The organism is Pseudacidovorax intermedius, assembly GCF_001476815.1.
Taxonomy (GTDB): domain Bacteria; phylum Pseudomonadota; class Gammaproteobacteria; order Burkholderiales; family Burkholderiaceae_C; genus Xenophilus; species Xenophilus intermedius_A.
In genome coordinates this window covers 1-16,034 of the sequence record NZ_LDSL01000087.1, presented here as the reverse complement: position 1 = coordinate 16,034, position 16,034 = coordinate 1, and the positions used below count along the sequence as shown (strand labels likewise).

The window sequence follows — 16,034 nt, the reverse complement described above, 5'->3', positions numbered from 1 at the left end:
CCGGCGTGGCGCGCGCATGACGATCTACAGTGGCCGGTCCTACTCAGCCGCATCCGCATCCCTGCCCATGACGCCCTCCGACAAGGCCGCCGTGCCCGATTCCTCCGACCTGCGCGCCGAGCGCGGCGACACCGTCAGCGCGCTGGAACGCGGTCTCTCGCTGCTGCGCTGCTTCAGCGAAGACCGGCCCATGCTCGGCCATGCCGAGATGGCGCGCATCACCGGCATCCCACGGCCGACCGTCAACCGGCTGGTGGCCACGCTGCTGGCCAACGGCATGCTCAAGCCGGCTGCCGTGGCCGACCGCTTCATGCTGGGCCCGGGCGTGGTGTCGCTGGCGCGCGTCTTCCTCGGCAGCCTGGACGTGCGCGCCGTGGCCCGGCCGCACATGCAGGCGCTGGCGGAAGAGGGCGGGGCCTCGGTCTACCTGGCCGTGCGCGATGGCATGGAGATGGTGCTGATCGAGGCCTGCCGGCCGCGCTCGTCCATGCTCTCGCCGCGGCTGGACGTGGGCTCGCGTGCGCCGCTGCCCAACTCGGCCCTGGGCCGCGCCTACCTGGCCGCGCTGGCACCGGCGGCGCGCGAACAGCTGATCGACTCGATGCGGCTGCTGCGCGGCCCCGAGTGGGATGCCATCGCCCAGCCGCTGCAGCGTGCGCTGGCGCAGGCTTCGCGCACCGGCTGGACGCTGTCGCTGGGTGAGTTCCACCGCGAGATCAATTCCGTCTCGGTGCCGCTCATCGGGCCGGGCGAGGAGGTGATGGCGCTCAACGCCGGCGGCGCCGCCTTCGTCTTCACGGAGGAGCGTCTGCGCGAAGAGGTCGGCCCGCGCCTGCGCGAGCTGGCCCGTCAGATCGCCGGCGAGATCGGCGGACGGCTGCCGCTGGAGGCGGACGCTGCGTCGCCGCCCTGACGGCCTGCACGCCCCACGACTTCACAACGACAGAAGAACAGAGACAAGGACCCGCCCCATGCACCTGAGCGACGAAGAGAAGGCCATGTACGACGGCCGCGACGGCCCGGCCGTGCAGAAGGCCATGGACCTGCTGGTGCGCTACGGCGAGGCGCTGGGCGCCGAGCGCCTGGTGGAGACGCGCAACGTCTGCGCCACCATCACCTCCACCACGCCCTTCCAGCGCGATTTCGCGCAGACCCGCGGCGGCATGGACGCGGTGTTCTCCGAATTCAGCCTGGACAGCCAGGAGGTGGTGCCGATCCCGAAGTTCAAGGTCTTCACCAGCCACCTGCAGCTGGGCTTCGACCCCGGCCAGCCCGAGCGCATGGGCATCGACACGCAGACCCTGCAGTTCTACGAACGCAGCGAGCGCCATGCCGCTGGCCTGGGCGCGCAGATCATGAACACCTGCACGCCCTACCAGGTGGGCAATGTGCCCACCCGCGGCGAGCACTGCGCATGGATGGAATCGTCGGCGGTCGTCTACTGCAACTCGGTGCTGGGCGGGCGCACCAACACCGAAGGCCGCGAGAGCTGCGGCGCGGCCATGCTCACCGCGCGCATCCCCGACTGGGGCTACCACCGCGACGAGAACCGCCATGCCACCCACCTCGTCGAGCTGGAGGTGGAGGTCGAATCGGTGCAGGACTGGGGCCTGCTCGGCTACTTCATCGGCGAGCAGGTGCAAAGCGGCGTGCCCGTGGTGCACCGGCACGAGGGCTTCGGCCGTGCGCCCAACCTGCCTCGGCTCAAGCACTTCGGCGCGGCGGCGGCTTCTTCCGGCGGCGTGGAGCTGTTCCACCTGGTGGGCATCACGCCCGAGGCGCCGACGCTGGAACATGCGCTGGGCGGCAGGAAGCCCATGGAGGTCCTGCGCTATGGCCCGGCCGAACGCCGGGCTGCCTACGAGCGGCTCAACACCACGGCCCGCGAGGCCGAGATCCAGTACGTGATGCTGGGCTGCCCGCACTACACCATCGAGCAGATCTGGGAAGCGGCGCAGCTGCTGGATGGCCGGCGCCTGCATCCCGATGTGCAGCTGTGGATCTTCACGCCGCGCGCCATCAAGGCGCTGGCCGACCGCAGCGGCCACACCCGCATCATCGAAGCGGCGGGCGGCGTGCTGATGACCGACAGCTGCTCGGCCATGAGCCGCGCCGTGCCGCCCGGCACGCGGGCCGTGGCGCTGGATTCGGCCAAGCAGGCGCACTACCTGCCGGCCATCCTGGGCGTGCAGGCCTGGTTCGGCAGTACAGCGGAATGCATCGAAGCGGCGTGCACCGGCCGCTGGCAAGGCGGTCTGCAATGAGCGCCCGTCCTGATCTGTCCTACGCTCCGGCCCACGGCGCCACGGCCGACCCGGCGCCCGACCTCGTGCTGCACGGCCGCAAGGTGGTCGGGGGCGTGGTCGAGGCCGAGGCACTGGTCACGCACGATCGCATCTCCGGCTGGGGCGGCATCGATCCGCGCACCGGCACCGTCATCGAGATCGGCCATGCGCTGCGCGGCCAGAGCTTCGCCGGCAAGGTGCTGGTGTTCCCGGGCGCCAAGGGCTCCTCGGGCTGGTCCGCCATGTTCCACACGGCGCGGCTGCTGAAGGCGGCGCCCGCGGCCTTCCTGTTCAACGAGATGACCACCAAGATGGCGCTGGGCGCGGTGGTCACCCACGCGCCCACGCTCACCGACTTCGACCGCGATCCGCTGGCCTGCATCGAGACCGGCGACCGCGTCCGCGTCGATGCCGACCGCGGCACGGTGGAAGTGTTCAAGCGGCCACGCGCCGCGCACGATGGAGACAAACCGGCATGACCGAACGACGACGCCCGCTGCGCAGCAACTTCCCGCGCGGCTCCTACCTCTGGTCGGTGCGCAACGCGCACTGGCGCGCCCTGGGCATTCCCGAGGCCGACTGCGAGAAGCCCAAGATCGCGGTGGTCAACAGCTCCTCCGAGCTGGCCGCCTGCTTCAGCCACCTGGACCGCGTGGCCCAGGTGCTGAAGGACGCGATCCGCGCCGCTGGCGGCGTGCCCTTCGAGATCCGCACCGCCGCGCCCAGCGACTTCATCACCGGCGCCGGTGCCCGCGGCGCCTACATGCTGGCCGCACGCGACCTGGTGACCAACGACATCGAGGTGGCGGTGGAGGGCGCGCAGCTCGACGGCATGGTCTGCCTGACCTCCTGCGACAAGACGGTGCCCGGCCAGCTGATGGCGGCTGCGCGGCTGAACATCCCGACGCTGATGGTGCCCTGCGGCTACCAGCCCAGCGGCGAATGGCAGGGCCGGCATGTCGACATTGAGGACGTGTTCATCGGTGCCATGCATGCCGTGACCGGCAAGCTGCCTGTCGACGACCTGGTCGGCATGAGCCGTGAGGCCATCCGCGGTCCCGGCGTGTGCTCGGGCATGGGCACGGCCAATTCCATGCACATCGTCTGCGAGGCGCTGGGCATGGCGCTGCCGGGCAGCGCGCCGGTGGCGGCGCTGGGCGACAAGATGATGGCCGACGTGCGCGCCGCCGGCACCCGCATCGTCCACATGGTGTGGGACGACCTCAAGCCCCGCGACATCCTGGTGCCGGGCGCCTTTGCCAACGCGGTGCGCGCCGTGCTGGCGGTCGGTGGCTCGCTCAACTGCGCCAAGCATCTGCAGGCGGTCGCGACCGAAGGCGACTGCGGCGTGGACGTGTACGGCCTGTTCGACCAGCTCGGCCCGACGACGCCGGTGCTGGCCGGCGTGCGCCCGGTGGGCGAGCAGACCATCGAGGCCTTCGAGGCCGCGGGTGGCTGCCGGGCGCTGATGAAGCAGCTGGCCCCGCTGCTGGACCTGGGCGCGCCCACCGTCACCGGTGCCACCGTGGCCGACAACCTGCGCCATGCCGAGGTGGCCGACGCCGAGGTGATCCGGCCCATCGGCCGGCCCGTCTCGACCCATCCGGCCATCGTGCTGCTGCGCGGCAACCTGGCGCCGGAATCGGGCCTCATCAAGGCCGGCATCGGCGAGCGCAAGGTGCGGCGCTTCACCGGCCCGGCGCTGTGCTTCTGGAGCAGCGACGAAGCCATTGCCGCGCTGCGCGATGGCCGCATCCAGCCGGGCCAGGTGGTGGTGATGCGTGGCGCCGGCGTGCGCGGCGGGCCGGCCATGGGCGGCGGCGCCTCGCGCGTGGTCTTCGCCATCGACGGCGCCGGCCTGGGCGACCAGGTGGCGCTGCTGACCGACGGGCACCTCTCGGGCTTGGTGTGCAAGGGCCTGGTCGTGGCCGAGGTGGCACCCGAGGCGGCGCTCGGGGGGCCCCTGGGCCTGGTGCGCGACGGCGATCTCGTCACCATCGACCTGGACGAGCGGCTGCTGGCGGTGGACCTGAGCGACGCCGAACTCCAGCAGCGGCGAGACAGCTGGCAGGCACCGCCGCCGCAGTACGACCGCGGCTGGCTGCAGCAGTACCGCCGCATGGTGGGCCCGCTGCCGAAGGGCGCGGTGATGGTGCGCAGCGAGGCGCCCGTCGAGCCCGGCGGCTGAGGCCCGGCGGCCTTCCTTCTTCTCTGTTTCCCTGTTTCAGGCTGCCGGTCGAAGGCAGCCGGGGCGCCTGTGCGCGCCTTTTGACGACGAAAGGAATCGACGATGCGACGCAGAACCTTGCTGGGCGCAGGCAGCGCGCTGGCCGCGCTGTCCCTGGGCACCACCGCCACCCATGCCGCCACCGACGGCTACCCCAACCGCCCGGTGCGGCTGCTGGTCGGCTTCTCGCCGGGCGGCGGGGCCGATTCGCTCACCCGCGTGATCGCGGAGGGTCTGGGCCGCGAACTGGGCCAGCAGGTGGTGGTGGACAACCGCCCCGGTGCCGATGGCGTGATCGCCGCGCAGGCCGTCTCGGCCGCGGCGCCCGATGGCTACACGCTGCTCATGGGCACCAACACTTCGATGGTGGCCGCGCCCACCGTGCGGCCCAAGCCGCCCTACGACCCCTTCAAGGCCTTCACGCCCATCAGCTCGGCCGGGCAGTTCTCGATGTTCCTGGTGGTGCCCGCGCGCCTGCCGGTGCGCAGCGTGGACGAGCTGCTGGCCTGGATCGACAGCGGCAAGGGCGCGCCCTACAACTCCGCCTCCAGCAACAGCGCCTCGGAGCTGGCCATGCTGCAGCTGCTGGGCAAGCGGCCGGTGGTCAATGCCCGCTACAAGGGCGACTCGCAGGCCATGACCGACCTGCTGGGCGGTCAGGTGCAGATGATGTTCACCACCGGCACGCTGGCGCCCGGCTTCGTCAAGGACGGCCGCATCCGCGCGCTCGTCACACTGCTGCCCAAGCGCAGCGAGCTGCTGCCCCAGGTGCCCACGGCCACCGAGTTGGGCCTGGGCAAGCTCACCATCACACCCTGGGCCGGCTTCTTCGGGCCGCCGGGGCTGCCGCCCGCGCTCACGCAGCGCCTGTCCGAGGCGCTGCAGCGCACGCTGGCCCAGTCCGGCGTGCGCGCCCAGTTGGCGGAACAGGCCTTCGATGGGCACGGCATGTCGCCTGAGGAGTTCGCCCGCTTCTTCCGCGTGCAGTACGACGCTTTCGGCGAGACGCTGCGCACCAGCGGAATCCGCTTCGAGTGACCGGCTACCGCGACCCCTCGCTGCCCCTGTGCAGGATGGCGCCGGGCCTCAGCGCAGCATCATCGCCATCGCCGAGCAGCAGTTGAGCATGCGCACCGCCGCCTCCATGGTCGGGGCGTCGAAGCGCAGCACCGTGCCTTCCACCCGCTCGAAGCTCGGCCACTGGCAGAACAGGTCGGCGTGGGCGGGCGTCTGGGTGTGCAGCTCCACCTGCAGCGGGCCGGAAATGCGCAGCGGCGCGGGGCGACGGTCGGCCGCCTGCGCCACCGCGTGTGCCACCCCTTCGCGGATGGCCGCGCAGGCGGCCTCGGGCGAGAGCGAGACGCCGCTGTGCATGCCGGTCGCCTCCTTGGTCTGCACGAAGACCGTGCCCGGCAGCCGCGGGGCCGTTTCGGCGATGAAGGCATCGTCGCCGCTGGCCATCAGCACCGGCACGCCGTATTCGCCGGCCAGCGCGCCGTAGAGCGTCGCCTCGCTCTGCCATTCGTCGCCGATGCGGATGCCGGCGAAGGCGCCGCTGTTGATGGTGTGCGCGAGGATGCCGGGCGCATGCGCGCGGGCGTGGTAGCCCACCATGCACACGCCCACCATGCCGGGCCGCTCCACACCGGCCACCATGCTCAGGTAGCGCGGCTTGCCCTGCACGATGCGGGCGCGGGCGTCCAGCTTCGCCGCAGGCATGTTGCGGAAGCTGCCGTGCGAGTCGTTGACCACGACCTCGCGTGCGCCGCCGTCGAAGGCGCCGGCGATGGCGGCATTGGCCTCCTCGGTCATCCACAGCCGGGCGCGTTCGTATTCGCCGTTGCCGGGACGCGTCTGCTCGGGATGAAAGACGCCGGCGACGCCTTCGATGTCGACGGAGATGAGGATGGTGTGGGTCATGGATTCGGGGCCGTCGCGTGACGGGTGGGCCAGGCGATGAAGCAGTGTCTGGACGAGGAAAGCGCGGATGACTGCGTCATGCCATCACCGGCAGCAGCGCGCGCGTGAACGCATCCGCCGGCCATTCGGCGAGCAGTTCGCACAGGCCGTGGCGCACGTGGCCCGCGCGGCCACGCAGCGTGGGCGCATGCCACAGCGCGGACAGGATCGCCTGCTCCACGCTGTCGGCCGCGGCCTGGAAGAAGGGGTCGAGCCGCGCATCGTGCAGCAGCGCCACGGCCGGCATCGGCTCGGTGGCGAGTTGCGGCAGCGTGTAGGCGGTCGAGAAGGCCAGCGCGATGTCGCCGCTGCCATGGCCGAAGACCGAGCCGGTGCGGGCCAGCCCGGCACCGGCGCGAAGCGCCAGGCGGCGCAGCTGGCGCGCGTCAAGCGGGGCATCGGTGGCCAGCAGCATGATGATCGAGCCGCGCTCGGGCGCCGTCGCCGCCGCGGTGCGGCCGGCCTGATGCAGCCAGGCGCCGACGGGCCGGCCGGCCACCTGCAGCTGCTCGGGCCGGCCCTGGTTGGTCAGCACCAGGGCGCCGACGGTCCAGGCGGGCTCAGCGCCGCCGTCGACCGCGATGCGTCGCGAGGCGGTGCCGATGCCGCCCTTGAGGCCGTGACAGGACATGCCCCGCCCCGCGCCGACCGCGCCCAGCGCGAAGCCGGCATCGGCCGCCTGCCAGGCGGCCAGGTAGTCCGCCTCGCGCACCGCAAAGCGCTGCTGGTCGCTCAGAAAGCCGTCGTTGCACTCCAGCACCAGCGGGTTGACCGTGGGCCAGCCACGGCCGCATTCCGGATGCGCGGCGACGCACTGGCGCATCTGCGCCTCGGCCACGGCGGGCACGGCGAAGGTGGAGGTCAGCGCGATGGGGGACTCCAGCACGCCCAGCTCTTCCACCTGCATCAGGCCCAGGCTCTTGCCGAAGCCGTTGAGCACCGCCACGCCGGCGGGCACGCGCTGCAGGTAGGGACTGCCGGCATGCGGGCGCACGACGGTGACGCCGGTGTGCACGTCCTCCTCCGGGCGGTCCAGCGTGGCATGGCCGACGGTGACGCCCGCGACGTCGGTGATGGCGTTGCGCGGCCCCGCGGGCAGATGGCCGATGTGCGGCAAGGTCGGGCCGCGTGCCAGGGGGCCTGCGGCGCCGACGCATCCGTCAGCGCCTGCATCCTCGGTCACGGCCGGACGGTCGCTCACAGCCGGTCGATCTTCGGATCCAGCGCGTCGCGCAGGCCGTCGCCCAGCATGTTGAAGGCCAGCACCGTGAAGAAGATGGCCAGCGACGGGAACAGCGCGACGTGCGGCGCATTGACCATGTCGGCCCGTGCCTCGTTGAGCATCGCGCCCCACTCCGGCGTGGGCGGCTGCGCGCCCATGCCCAGGAAGGACAGGCTGGCGGCCGTGATGATCGAGGTGCCCATGCGCATGGTGAAGTACACGACGATGGCCGACAGCGTGCCCGGCAGGATGTGGCGCAGCAGGATGGTGAGGTCGCCCGCGCCGATGCTGCGCGTGGCCTCGATGTAGGTCAGGTTCTTCAGCGCCAGCGTGTTGCCGCGCACCAGGCGCGCGAAGGCCGGCACGCTGAACACCGACACCGCCACGACGACGTTGGTCATGCTGCTGCCCAGGATGGCGACCACCGCGATGGCCAGCAGGATGCCCGGGAAGGCGAACAGCACGTCGCACATGCGCATGATGAGCCGGTCCCACCAGCCGCCGTAGAAGCCCGCCACCAGGCCCAGCGCTGTGCCCACCACGGCGCCCAGCACCACGGAGACGAAGCCGGTGGCCAGCGAGATGCGCGCGCCCATCAGGATGCGGCTGAAGATGTCGCGGCCCAGCGGGTCGACGCCGAACCAGTGCGCGGCCGAGGGCGGCGTGTTGAGCCGGTCGTAATCGAAGAAGTTCTCGGCGTCGTAGGGCGTGATCCACGGCGCCAGCACGGCCACCAGCACCAGCAGCACGATGAAGGCCAGGGCGGCCAGCGCCATGGGCTGGCGCCTGAACTTGCGCCAGAACTCGGACCAGGGCGAGCGCACCGCGAGCGGCGCGCCCGTGCCGGCAGCCGCAGCGGCGGCGGAATCGGAAGCGGGAAGGGAAGAGGAAGTCGGCATGGAAATCGGAGCCTGCAGTGCCGCGGCCTTACTTGCCGAAGCGGATGGCCGGGTTGATGAGGCCGTAGAGCACGTCCACCACCAGGTTGATGAGGATGAACTCCAGCGAGAACAGCAGCACCAGCGCCTGGATCACCGGGTAGTCGCGCATGTCCACCGCGTCCACCAGGAGCCGGCCGAGGCCGGGCCAGTTGAAGACGGCCTCCACCACGATGGAGCCGCCCAACAGGAAGCCGAACTGCAGGCCCATCATGGTGACGACCGGGATCAGCGCATTGCGCAGGCAGTGCTTGAACAGGATCCACGACTCCGGCACGCCCTTGGCGCGCGCGGTGCGCACGAAGTCCTCGCCGATCACCTCGATGAAGGAGGCGCGGGTGAAGCGGGCCATCACGGCCGCCACGGCCGCGCCCAGCGTCAGCGAGGGCAGGATGTAGTGGCGCCACGACTCGGCGCCCACCGTGGGCAGCCAGCCCAGCTGCACCGAGAACACCTGCATCAGCAGCATGCCCAGCGCGAAGGCCGGAAAGGAGATGCCCGAGACGGCCAGCGCCATGCCCAGCCTGTCGGGCCACTGGTTGCGCCACACGGCCGAGGCGATGCCGATGGCCATGCCGAAAAGCGTGGCCCAGACCATGCTCGTGACCGTGAGCCAGAAGGTGGGCATGAAGCGCGCGCCGATCTCTTCCGACACCGGCCGCTTGGTGCGCAGCGAGGTGCCCAGGTCGCCGTGCAGCAGGCGGTTGAAGAAGGCCAGGAACTGCTGCGGCAGGGGCTTGTCCAGGCCCAGGTCCTGGCGCACCAGCTCCACCGTTTCCGGGCTGGCATCGACGCCCGCGGCCATCCGTGCCGGATCGCCGGGCAGCAGGTGCACGAACAGGAAGACCAGCACGGCCACGATCAGCAGCGTGGGAACGAGGCCGAACAGGCGGCGGACGACGTAATGGAGCATGGGGAAACAGGTGGCTCGGGCGGGGAGCGCGGTGCAGGCTCAGACATGGGTGGAGCGGGCCGCGTCGGCTTGCATGACGGCGTACGCGGTTCAAGCCGCTTCGCTCCCTCTCCCCTCGTGGGAGAGGGCCGGGGAGAGGGGGCAGCGGCGGTGGCGGGACAAGCAGCCGTGGTGCGGTGCACGCCCCCTCTCCCCAACCCCTCTCCCGCGAGGGGAGAGGGGCTCGGAGCCGGATGGCGTGAGGCTTACTTGAGTTCGACCTCGTCGAAGTTGAAGCTGCCGTCCGGGATCATGTAGAAGCCCGCCAGGTTGCGCGCGCGCACCGACACCAGCTGCTCCGTCACCAGGAAGGCCCAGGGCGCGTCCTTCCAGATGCGCTGCTGCGCGTCGGCATAGAGCTTGGTCTTCTCGGCACTGTCGGTGGTGACCAGCGCCTTCTGGATGTCGCCGTCCACCTGCTCGTTCTTGTAGTAGGCCGTGTTGAACAGCTTGGGCGGGAAGGACTCCGACGCCAGCAGCGGACGCAGCGCCCAGTCGGCCTCGCCGGTCGACGAGGACCAGCCCACGTAGTACATGCGCACCGGCGCGGTGGCCGGGTCCTGCGCGCTCTCGACGCGTTCCACGCGCTGGCCGGCCTCGAGCGCCTGCACCTGCACCTTGATGCCCACCTGCGCCAGCTGCTGCTGCACGAACTGGATCACCTTCTGCGCCGTGCTGTAGTTGTAGGCGCTCCACAGCGTGCTCTCGAAGCCGTTGGGATAGCCGGCCTCCTTCAGCAGCTCACGGGCCTTCTTCGGGTCGTAGGGCCAGGGGCCCAGCTTGGTGTTGTACTGCACGCCCTTGGGCAGCACGCCCTCGGCCGGGATCGCATAGCCCGAGAAGGCCACCTTGACGAGGGCTTCCTTGTTGATCGCGTAGTTGATCGCCTCGCGCACCTTCGGGTTGTCGAAGGGCTTCTGCGTCGTGTTCATCGAGATGTAGCGCTGGATGATCGACGGCGCGATCGTCACTTCCAGGCTGGGCTTGGCCTGCAGCGCGGCCACGGCCTCGGGCGGCATCGGGAAGGCGAAGTGCGCCTCGTTGGTCTGCATCATGGCCGCGCGGGTGTTGTTGTCGATCACCGGGCGCCAGGTGATCGAGTCCACCTTCGGATAGCCCTTGCGCCAGTAGCCGTCGAACTTGGTCACCTTCAGGTAGTCGGCCGGGCGCCATTCCACGAACTTGAAGGGGCCGGTGCCCACCGGGTTCTGCGCGATGCCCTTGTTGCCGTACTTGGCCAGCGCGGCCGGCGAGATGATCACGGCGGAGGGGTGGGCCAGCGAATTGATGAAGGGCGAGAAGGCTTCCTTCAGGGTGAAGCGCACCGTCGTCGGGTCCACCGCCTCGGTCTTGGCGATGTTCTTGTACAGGTTGTAGCGCTTGAGCTTGTTGTCCGGGTTGGTCACGCGGTCGAAGGTGGCCTTCACCGCCTCGGCATTGAAGTCGGTGCCGTCGTGGAACTTGATGCCGCTCTTGAGCTTGACCGTGTAGACCAGGCCGTCCTTGCTGACGGTGTAGCCGGTGGCCAGCACCGGCTGCATCTTCATGTCCTTGTCGAAGCCGAACAGGCCCTGGTAGAAGGACTTGGCCACGGCCTGCGACAGCGTGTCGTTGGCGTCGTAGGGATCGGTGGTGGTGAAGCCGGACTGCACCGCGACGACGATGTCGCCGGCGGCATGGGCAGACGACGCGGCCAGGCCGGCCAGCGAGGCCAGGGCCAGGGCGGCGGCGATGCGGTGGGGTCGCTGTTGTTGCATGCGAAGCTCCTTGAAGAAAGAAAGACGAAAGGGAAAAGGAAACGGACGATAGGGCCTTCAGCCCTGCGGCGCCACGAAATGGTCCGGTCCGACCTGCACCAGGGGCGGCACGTCGGGCTCGTGGCCCGCCGGGAAGATCGGGCTCGGGATCTCGCCCTGCAGCAGCGCGCGCGGCTGGTGGCGGCGCGACGGGTCGGCCACCGGCACCGCGCTCATCAGCTTGCGGGTGTAGGGATGCTGCGGGTTCTCGAAGATGGCGCGGCGCGGACCGATCTCGACGATGCGGCCCAGGTACATCACGGCCACGCGGTGGGCGATGCGCTCCACCACCGCCATGTCGTGCGAGATGAACAGGTAGGCCATGCCCATCTCGCGCTGCAGCTCGAGCATGAGGTTGACGATCTGCGCCTGGATCGACACGTCCAGCGCCGACACCGCCTCGTCCGCCACCACCACCTTGGGCCGCAGTGCGAGCGCGCGCGCGATGGCGATGCGCTGGCGCTGGCCGCCGGAGAACTCGTGCGGATAGCGCTGCGCATGCTCGGGCGCCAGGCCCACGCGGGTGAGCAGCGCCCCTACGCGCGCCTGCGCCTCGGCCCTGGTGGCCAGGCCGTGCACCAGCAGCGGCTCCATGATCGAGAAGCCCACCGTCAGCCGCGGATCGAGCGAGGCATACGGGTCCTGGAAGATGAACTGGATGTCGCGCCGCAGCGCCTGCACCTCGGCCGTGTCGAGCGCCAGCACGTTGCGGCCGTCGAAGCGGATGCTGCCGCGCTGGCTCTCGACCAGGCGCAGCAGCGAGCGGCCGGTGGTGCTCTTGCCGCAGCCCGATTCGCCCACCAGCGCCAGCGTCTCGCCGGCGCGCAGGTCGAAGCTGACCTTCTCGACGGCATGCACCTCGCGCGTCACGCGCTGCAGCCAGCCGCCGCGCAGCGGGAAGCGCGTGACCAGGTCGCGCACCTGCAGGATGGGCTCGGCGTCGTGGCGCACGGTGTCGTGCTCGGGCCGGGGCGAGACGGCCTCGTCCGCCGCATCCACGCGCAGCAGCTCGAAGGGCGCGGGCCGCTCGGTGCCGCGCATGGCGCCCAGGCGCGGCACGGCCGACAGCAGGGCGCGGGTGTAGGGATGGGCCGGCGCCGCGAAGAGCTGCGCCGCCGGACCTTCTTCCACCTTGTCGCCGCGGTACATCACCAGCACGCGGTCGGCCACCTCGGCCACGACGCCCATGTCGTGGGTGATGAAGACCACGCCCATCTGCATCTCGCGCTGCAGTTCGGCGATGAGCGCCAGGATCTGCGCCTGGATGGTCACGTCCAGCGCGGTGGTCGGCTCGTCGGCGATCAGCAGCTGCGGCTTGCACGACAGCGCCATGGCGATCATCACGCGCTGGCGCATGCCGCCCGACAGCTGGTGCGGGTAGCGGCGCAGCACCTCGCGCGCCTCGGGGATGCGCACCAGCTCCAGCATGCGCAGCGCCTCGGCGCGGGCGGCCGCCTGGCTCTTGCCCTGGTGGATGGCGATGGCCTCGGCAATCTGGTCTCCAGCCGTGAAGACGGGGTTGAGCGAGGTCATCGGCTCCTGGAAGATCATGGCCACGTCCGCGCCGCGGATGCCGCGCATCGTCGCCTGCGAGGCCTGCGCCAGGTCCAGCACCTCGCCGTTGCGCCGGCGCAGGGCCATGCGGCCGTTCAGGATGCGGCCGCCGCCGTAGTCCACCAGCCGCATCAGGGCCAGCGAAGTGACGGATTTGCCCGAGCCCGACTCGCCCACGATGGCCAGCGTCTCGCCCCGGTCCACGTGGAAGCCCAGGTGCTTGACCGCGTCGACGGTGCGCTCGCGCGTGGCGAAGCGCACGCTCAGGTCCTCGACCTGCAGCACGCGGCCTTCGGGAAGGGAGGCGCCCGCGCGGGTCGCGGCCGGGGCCTCGGCAATGGCAGTGCTCATGGGGAACTCAGCGGTGGATGGCGGTGACGGGCGCTTCGGCGCCGCGCACGTGGGCACGGTACATGCCCTCGGTGTTGAAGGGCAGGGCGAGGTTTCCATGACGGTCCACCGCGATCAGCCCGCCGGTGCCGCCGATGGCGGGCAGGCTCTGGTGGACCACGGCGTCGGTCGCCTCGGCGAGCGACTGGCCGGCATAGCGCATGCGCGCGCAGACGTCGTAGGCGGCCGCGGCGCGGATGAACATCTCGCCGCTGCCGGTGCAGGAGATGGCGGCCCAGCGGTCGTCGGCATAGGTGCCGGCGCCGATCAGCGGCGAATCGCCGATGCGGCCGACGCGCTTGTTGGTCATGCCGCCGGTGGAGGTGGCGGCGGCCAGGTGGCCGTGGCGGTCGACGGCGACGGCGCCGACGGTGCCCATCTTGCGGTCCTCGTCCAGCGGCGTGCGGGCGGCATCGGCGGCCACGGCCGCGGCGCCGTCGTGGTCCAGCACCACGCGGCCGGCGGCGCGCACGCGTTCCAGCTGCTCGCGGCGCATGGGCGTGGAGAAGTACGTCGGGTCGACGAAGGCCAGGCCGCGCTCCTGCGCGAAGGCCTCGGCCCCGGCGCCGGCCAGCAGCACGTGGGCGCCATCGTCCATCACCGCGCGGGCGGCGTGCACCGGGTTGCGCAGGCGGCTCACGCCGGCGATGGCGCCGGCGCGCAGGTCGCGGCCGTCCATCACGGCGGCGTCCAGCTCGTGCGTGCCGGCGTGGGTGAACACGGCACCGTGGCCGGCGTTGAAGAGCGGGCAGTCCTCCAGCATCTGCACGGCCAGGCAGACGGCGTCGAGCGCGCTGCCACCTTCCAGCAGCAGGGCCTGGGCGGCGGCGGCGATGTCGTGCAGCGCCTGGTGGTAGCGGCGGGCATCGTCGGCACTCAGGCTGGCGGCCGTGATGGTGCCGGCGCCGCCGTGGAGGGCGAGGGCGGGAAGCAGGGTCGTCATGCGGAAAAAAGGTCCTGGGGGTCGACGCCGCGGCGGCCGGTTCGGGTGTTCCAGACCCACGGGGCGATCACCTCGGTGGTGCCGCGCACGGCCTGCAGCGCCTGGTGGGTCTGCAGCGACAGGGCGCCGACCAGGGCCTCGATCAGCGCCAGCACGCTGCTTTCGCAGTTGGGGCTGAAGCGGCTGCGGGCCTGGGCGAACAGTGCCACGTCGGCCAGCGGCGCGAGCGGCGAGGCGCCGTGGTCGGTGATCGCGAGCACCGGCACGCGGCGGGCGCGCGCCTGTTCGGCCAGGGCGAGGGTGTCGGCCAGGTAGCGCGGAAAACTGATGGCCACCACCACGTCCTGCGGCCCGCTGCGGGCCAGAGCCCGGGCGCCGTGGGTGGCGCCGGCCGTGCTGGCGAGCAGGCGCGCGTCGGCGCCGTAGGTTTCCAGCCCGTGCTGCAGCAGCCCGCCCAGCCAGGCGCTGGCGCCGTAGCCGGCGATGTAGACGGTGCGGGCCTCGCGCAGCAGGCGCACGGCGGCCTCGCAGGCTCCGGCCGACAGCGACTGCCGCGTGGCCTCGATGTTGTGGCGGCATTCCTCCAGCGCGCTGGCGAACACGTCCGCCGCGCTGGCCGGGCCGGACTCGACCTGGCTGCGCAACTGCTCCACCGGCGCCAGCAGGGCCTCGAAGCCGCGCACCAGCTCTCCCCGGAAGGCCGGGTAGCCGTCGAAGCCCAGCGCCCGGGCGAAGCGGTTGGCCGTGGCGATCGACACGCCGGCGCGCGCCGCCAGCTCGTCGATGGACAGCGTGGCCACCTGCAGCGGCTGGGCCAGCACCACGTCCGCCACCTGCCGGTGCAGGCGCGACAGCTGCGGCCGCGCCTGCGCGATGCGCTGGGCGACGGAGTGACTGCCGATTTCGGGTGGCGGTGATGACGGGCGGGTGACGGACTGCACGGTTTTGGCGCGGGAGTGAAAGCGAATTTACACGGTTGGTGCGCGATGAGAAAATTTTTGATCGTTTTCGGCCTCTGAAGCAAACGCCGGGCCAGGCCTCAGGCGTCGCGGGCCCGCCCGTCGTCGTCCGTGCGATATCCGGCCGCCAGCCGGCCCAACAAGGCCGGCCCGGTCAGCAGCACGCGCACGAAGTCGGCCTGACGCCGCACGCCCACCTTGGCCGCGGCGGCCTTGAACTGCGCGCGCACGGTGTGCAGGGACAGCCGTGCGGCGTCGGCGTATTCCTGCGGCGACAGGCCGTTGACCAGCGCCTGGGCCAACTGGGCCTCGGCCGGGGTCAGGCCATACAGCGCCCGCAGCACCGGCGCCAGCGCGGCGAGTTCCGCCGAGGGTGCGCTCACGAACACTGCCGCCGCGGTCCGCTCGCCGAAGGGCGAACGCCAGCCGGGCAGGGGCGCCACGAGCAGGTGCAACTGCAGGCCGGCCAGTCCCTCCAGCCGCAGGCCGGTGCCTGCACCGCCGCTGCGCCCGCTGCCCGTGGCCACGGCTGCCCGCATGGCGCGTTGCAGCCGCGCGTGGGCGGCCGGCGGGCTGGCGGCCAGCCCATCCCCGGCACCGAACTGCAGCAGGCCGCTGTCAGCCGCCAGCCGGCGGGCGCGTTCCGTGGCGTGCAGCACCGCGGCCCGCTCGTCCAGCAGCACGACGCCGATCGGGAGGCCCTCGAGCACCTGGAGCGAGGCATCGGCCAGTGCCTGCGCGCGCGACAGGCGCCGGTGCAGCGCCAGCGCCGTTTCCAGGTGAGGCAACAGGCGCTGCAGCAGCGCGAG

The 16,034-nt window shown here is 71.4% G+C and carries 14 protein-coding genes; 5 read left to right on the top strand and 9 right to left on the bottom strand.

Going from position 1 to position 16,034, the window contains the following annotated elements; all coding sequences use genetic code 11:
• The first annotated feature begins 67 nt into the window (after window positions 1–67).
• From NS331_RS14250 to NS331_RS14230, 5 genes are all read left to right on the top strand, one after another.
• Window positions 68–913, top strand: coding sequence for an IclR family transcriptional regulator (locus tag NS331_RS14250; protein ID WP_058642640.1), 846 nt, complete (start codon window positions 68–70; stop codon window positions 911–913).
• 58 nt (window positions 914–971) lie between these two features.
• Entirely contained in the window at window positions 972–2,264 is a 1,293-nt protein-coding gene (locus NS331_RS14245; RefSeq protein WP_058642639.1) for an aconitase X, read from the top strand.
• On the top strand, window positions 2,261–2,764 hold the full coding sequence (locus NS331_RS14240; RefSeq protein WP_082702483.1) for an aconitase X swivel domain-containing protein: 504 nt from the start codon (window positions 2,261–2,263) through the stop codon (window positions 2,762–2,764). The genes NS331_RS14245 and NS331_RS14240 overlap by 4 nt, the downstream gene beginning before the upstream one ends.
• The gene (gene ilvD / locus NS331_RS14235; protein ID WP_058642638.1) at window positions 2,761–4,473 is read left to right on the top strand and encodes a dihydroxy-acid dehydratase; all 1,713 of its coding nucleotides are present in this window, start codon (window positions 2,761–2,763) and stop codon (window positions 4,471–4,473) included. Before NS331_RS14240 ends, ilvD begins: the two co-directional genes overlap by 4 nt.
• Before the next feature lie 102 nt (window positions 4,474–4,575).
• Entirely contained in the window at window positions 4,576–5,550 is a 975-nt protein-coding gene (locus tag NS331_RS14230; RefSeq protein WP_058642637.1) for a Bug family tripartite tricarboxylate transporter substrate binding protein, read from the top strand.
• Between the two features lie 48 nt (window positions 5,551–5,598).
• On the opposite strand, the gene NS331_RS14225 is transcribed toward NS331_RS14230, so the two are convergent.
• The 9 genes from NS331_RS14225 to NS331_RS26715 all read right to left on the bottom strand — a co-directional run.
• Complete coding sequence (locus NS331_RS14225) at window positions 5,599–6,432, bottom strand: M55 family metallopeptidase (RefSeq protein WP_058642636.1); 834 nt, start codon at window positions 6,430–6,432, stop codon at window positions 5,599–5,601.
• 76 nt (window positions 6,433–6,508) lie between these two features.
• Window positions 6,509–7,606, bottom strand: coding sequence for a DmpA family aminopeptidase (locus tag NS331_RS14220; protein WP_058642650.1), 1,098 nt, complete (start codon window positions 7,604–7,606; stop codon window positions 6,509–6,511).
• A gap of 62 nt (window positions 7,607–7,668) precedes the next feature.
• Window positions 7,669–8,592 carry a glutathione ABC transporter permease GsiD gene (gsiD, locus tag NS331_RS14215; protein WP_058642635.1) on the bottom strand — a complete coding sequence of 308 codons (924 nt, stop codon included), beginning with the start codon at window positions 8,590–8,592 and terminating at the stop codon, window positions 7,669–7,671.
• Between the two features lie 28 nt (window positions 8,593–8,620).
• A complete protein-coding gene (gsiC, locus tag NS331_RS14210) occupies window positions 8,621–9,544 on the bottom strand; it encodes a glutathione ABC transporter permease GsiC (RefSeq protein ID WP_058642634.1) in 924 nt (307 codons plus the stop codon).
• 245 nt (window positions 9,545–9,789) lie between these two features.
• Window positions 9,790–11,340, bottom strand: a complete 1,551-nt coding sequence (gene gsiB / locus NS331_RS14205) for a glutathione ABC transporter substrate-binding protein GsiB (RefSeq protein WP_058642633.1) — start codon at window positions 11,338–11,340, stop codon at window positions 9,790–9,792.
• Window positions 11,341–11,397: 57 nt separating this feature from the next.
• A complete protein-coding gene (locus tag NS331_RS14200; RefSeq protein WP_058642632.1) occupies window positions 11,398–13,284 on the bottom strand; it encodes a dipeptide ABC transporter ATP-binding protein in 1,887 nt (628 codons plus the stop codon).
• A 7-nt stretch (window positions 13,285–13,291) separates the two neighbouring features.
• Window positions 13,292–14,266 (bottom strand): isoaspartyl peptidase/L-asparaginase family protein, encoded by a 975-nt coding sequence (locus tag NS331_RS14195; protein ID WP_058642631.1) that lies wholly within the window; start codon window positions 14,264–14,266, stop codon window positions 13,292–13,294.
• A complete protein-coding gene (locus NS331_RS14190; protein WP_242873751.1) occupies window positions 14,263–15,207 on the bottom strand; it encodes a MurR/RpiR family transcriptional regulator in 945 nt (314 codons plus the stop codon). Before NS331_RS14190 ends, NS331_RS14195 begins: the two co-directional genes overlap by 4 nt.
• Window positions 15,208–15,305: 98 nt before the next feature.
• A partial coding sequence (locus NS331_RS26715; RefSeq protein ID WP_193758112.1) for a helix-turn-helix transcriptional regulator occupies window positions 15,306–16,034 on the bottom strand: 729 nt, incomplete at its 5' end.

What these genes read in the sequence shown, in the direction of transcription:
- NS331_RS14250 (WP_058642640.1), top strand. Translation starts at nt 68, where the DNA reads ATGACGCCCTCCGACAAGGCCGCCGTGCCCGATTCCTCCGACCTGCGC.
- NS331_RS14245 (WP_058642639.1), top strand. Translation starts at nt 972, where the DNA reads ATGCACCTGAGCGACGAAGAGAAGGCCATGTACGACGGCCGCGACGGC.
- NS331_RS14240 (WP_082702483.1), top strand. Translation starts at nt 2,261, where the DNA reads ATGAGCGCCCGTCCTGATCTGTCCTACGCTCCGGCCCACGGCGCCACG.
- ilvD (WP_058642638.1), top strand. Translation starts at nt 2,761, where the DNA reads ATGACCGAACGACGACGCCCGCTGCGCAGCAACTTCCCGCGCGGCTCC.
- NS331_RS14230 (WP_058642637.1), top strand. Translation starts at nt 4,576, where the DNA reads ATGCGACGCAGAACCTTGCTGGGCGCAGGCAGCGCGCTGGCCGCGCTG.
- NS331_RS14225 (WP_058642636.1), bottom strand. Translation starts at nt 6,432, where the DNA reads ATGACCCACACCATCCTCATCTCCGTCGACATCGAAGGCGTCGCCGGC.
- gsiD (WP_058642635.1), bottom strand. Translation starts at nt 8,592, where the DNA reads ATGCCGACTTCCTCTTCCCTTCCCGCTTCCGATTCCGCCGCCGCTGCG.
- gsiC (WP_058642634.1), bottom strand. Translation starts at nt 9,544, where the DNA reads ATGCTCCATTACGTCGTCCGCCGCCTGTTCGGCCTCGTTCCCACGCTG.
- gsiB (WP_058642633.1), bottom strand. Translation starts at nt 11,340, where the DNA reads ATGCAACAACAGCGACCCCACCGCATCGCCGCCGCCCTGGCCCTGGCC.
- NS331_RS14200 (WP_058642632.1), bottom strand. Translation starts at nt 13,284, where the DNA reads ATGAGCACTGCCATTGCCGAGGCCCCGGCCGCGACCCGCGCGGGCGCC.
- NS331_RS14195 (WP_058642631.1), bottom strand. Translation starts at nt 14,266, where the DNA reads ATGACGACCCTGCTTCCCGCCCTCGCCCTCCACGGCGGCGCCGGCACC.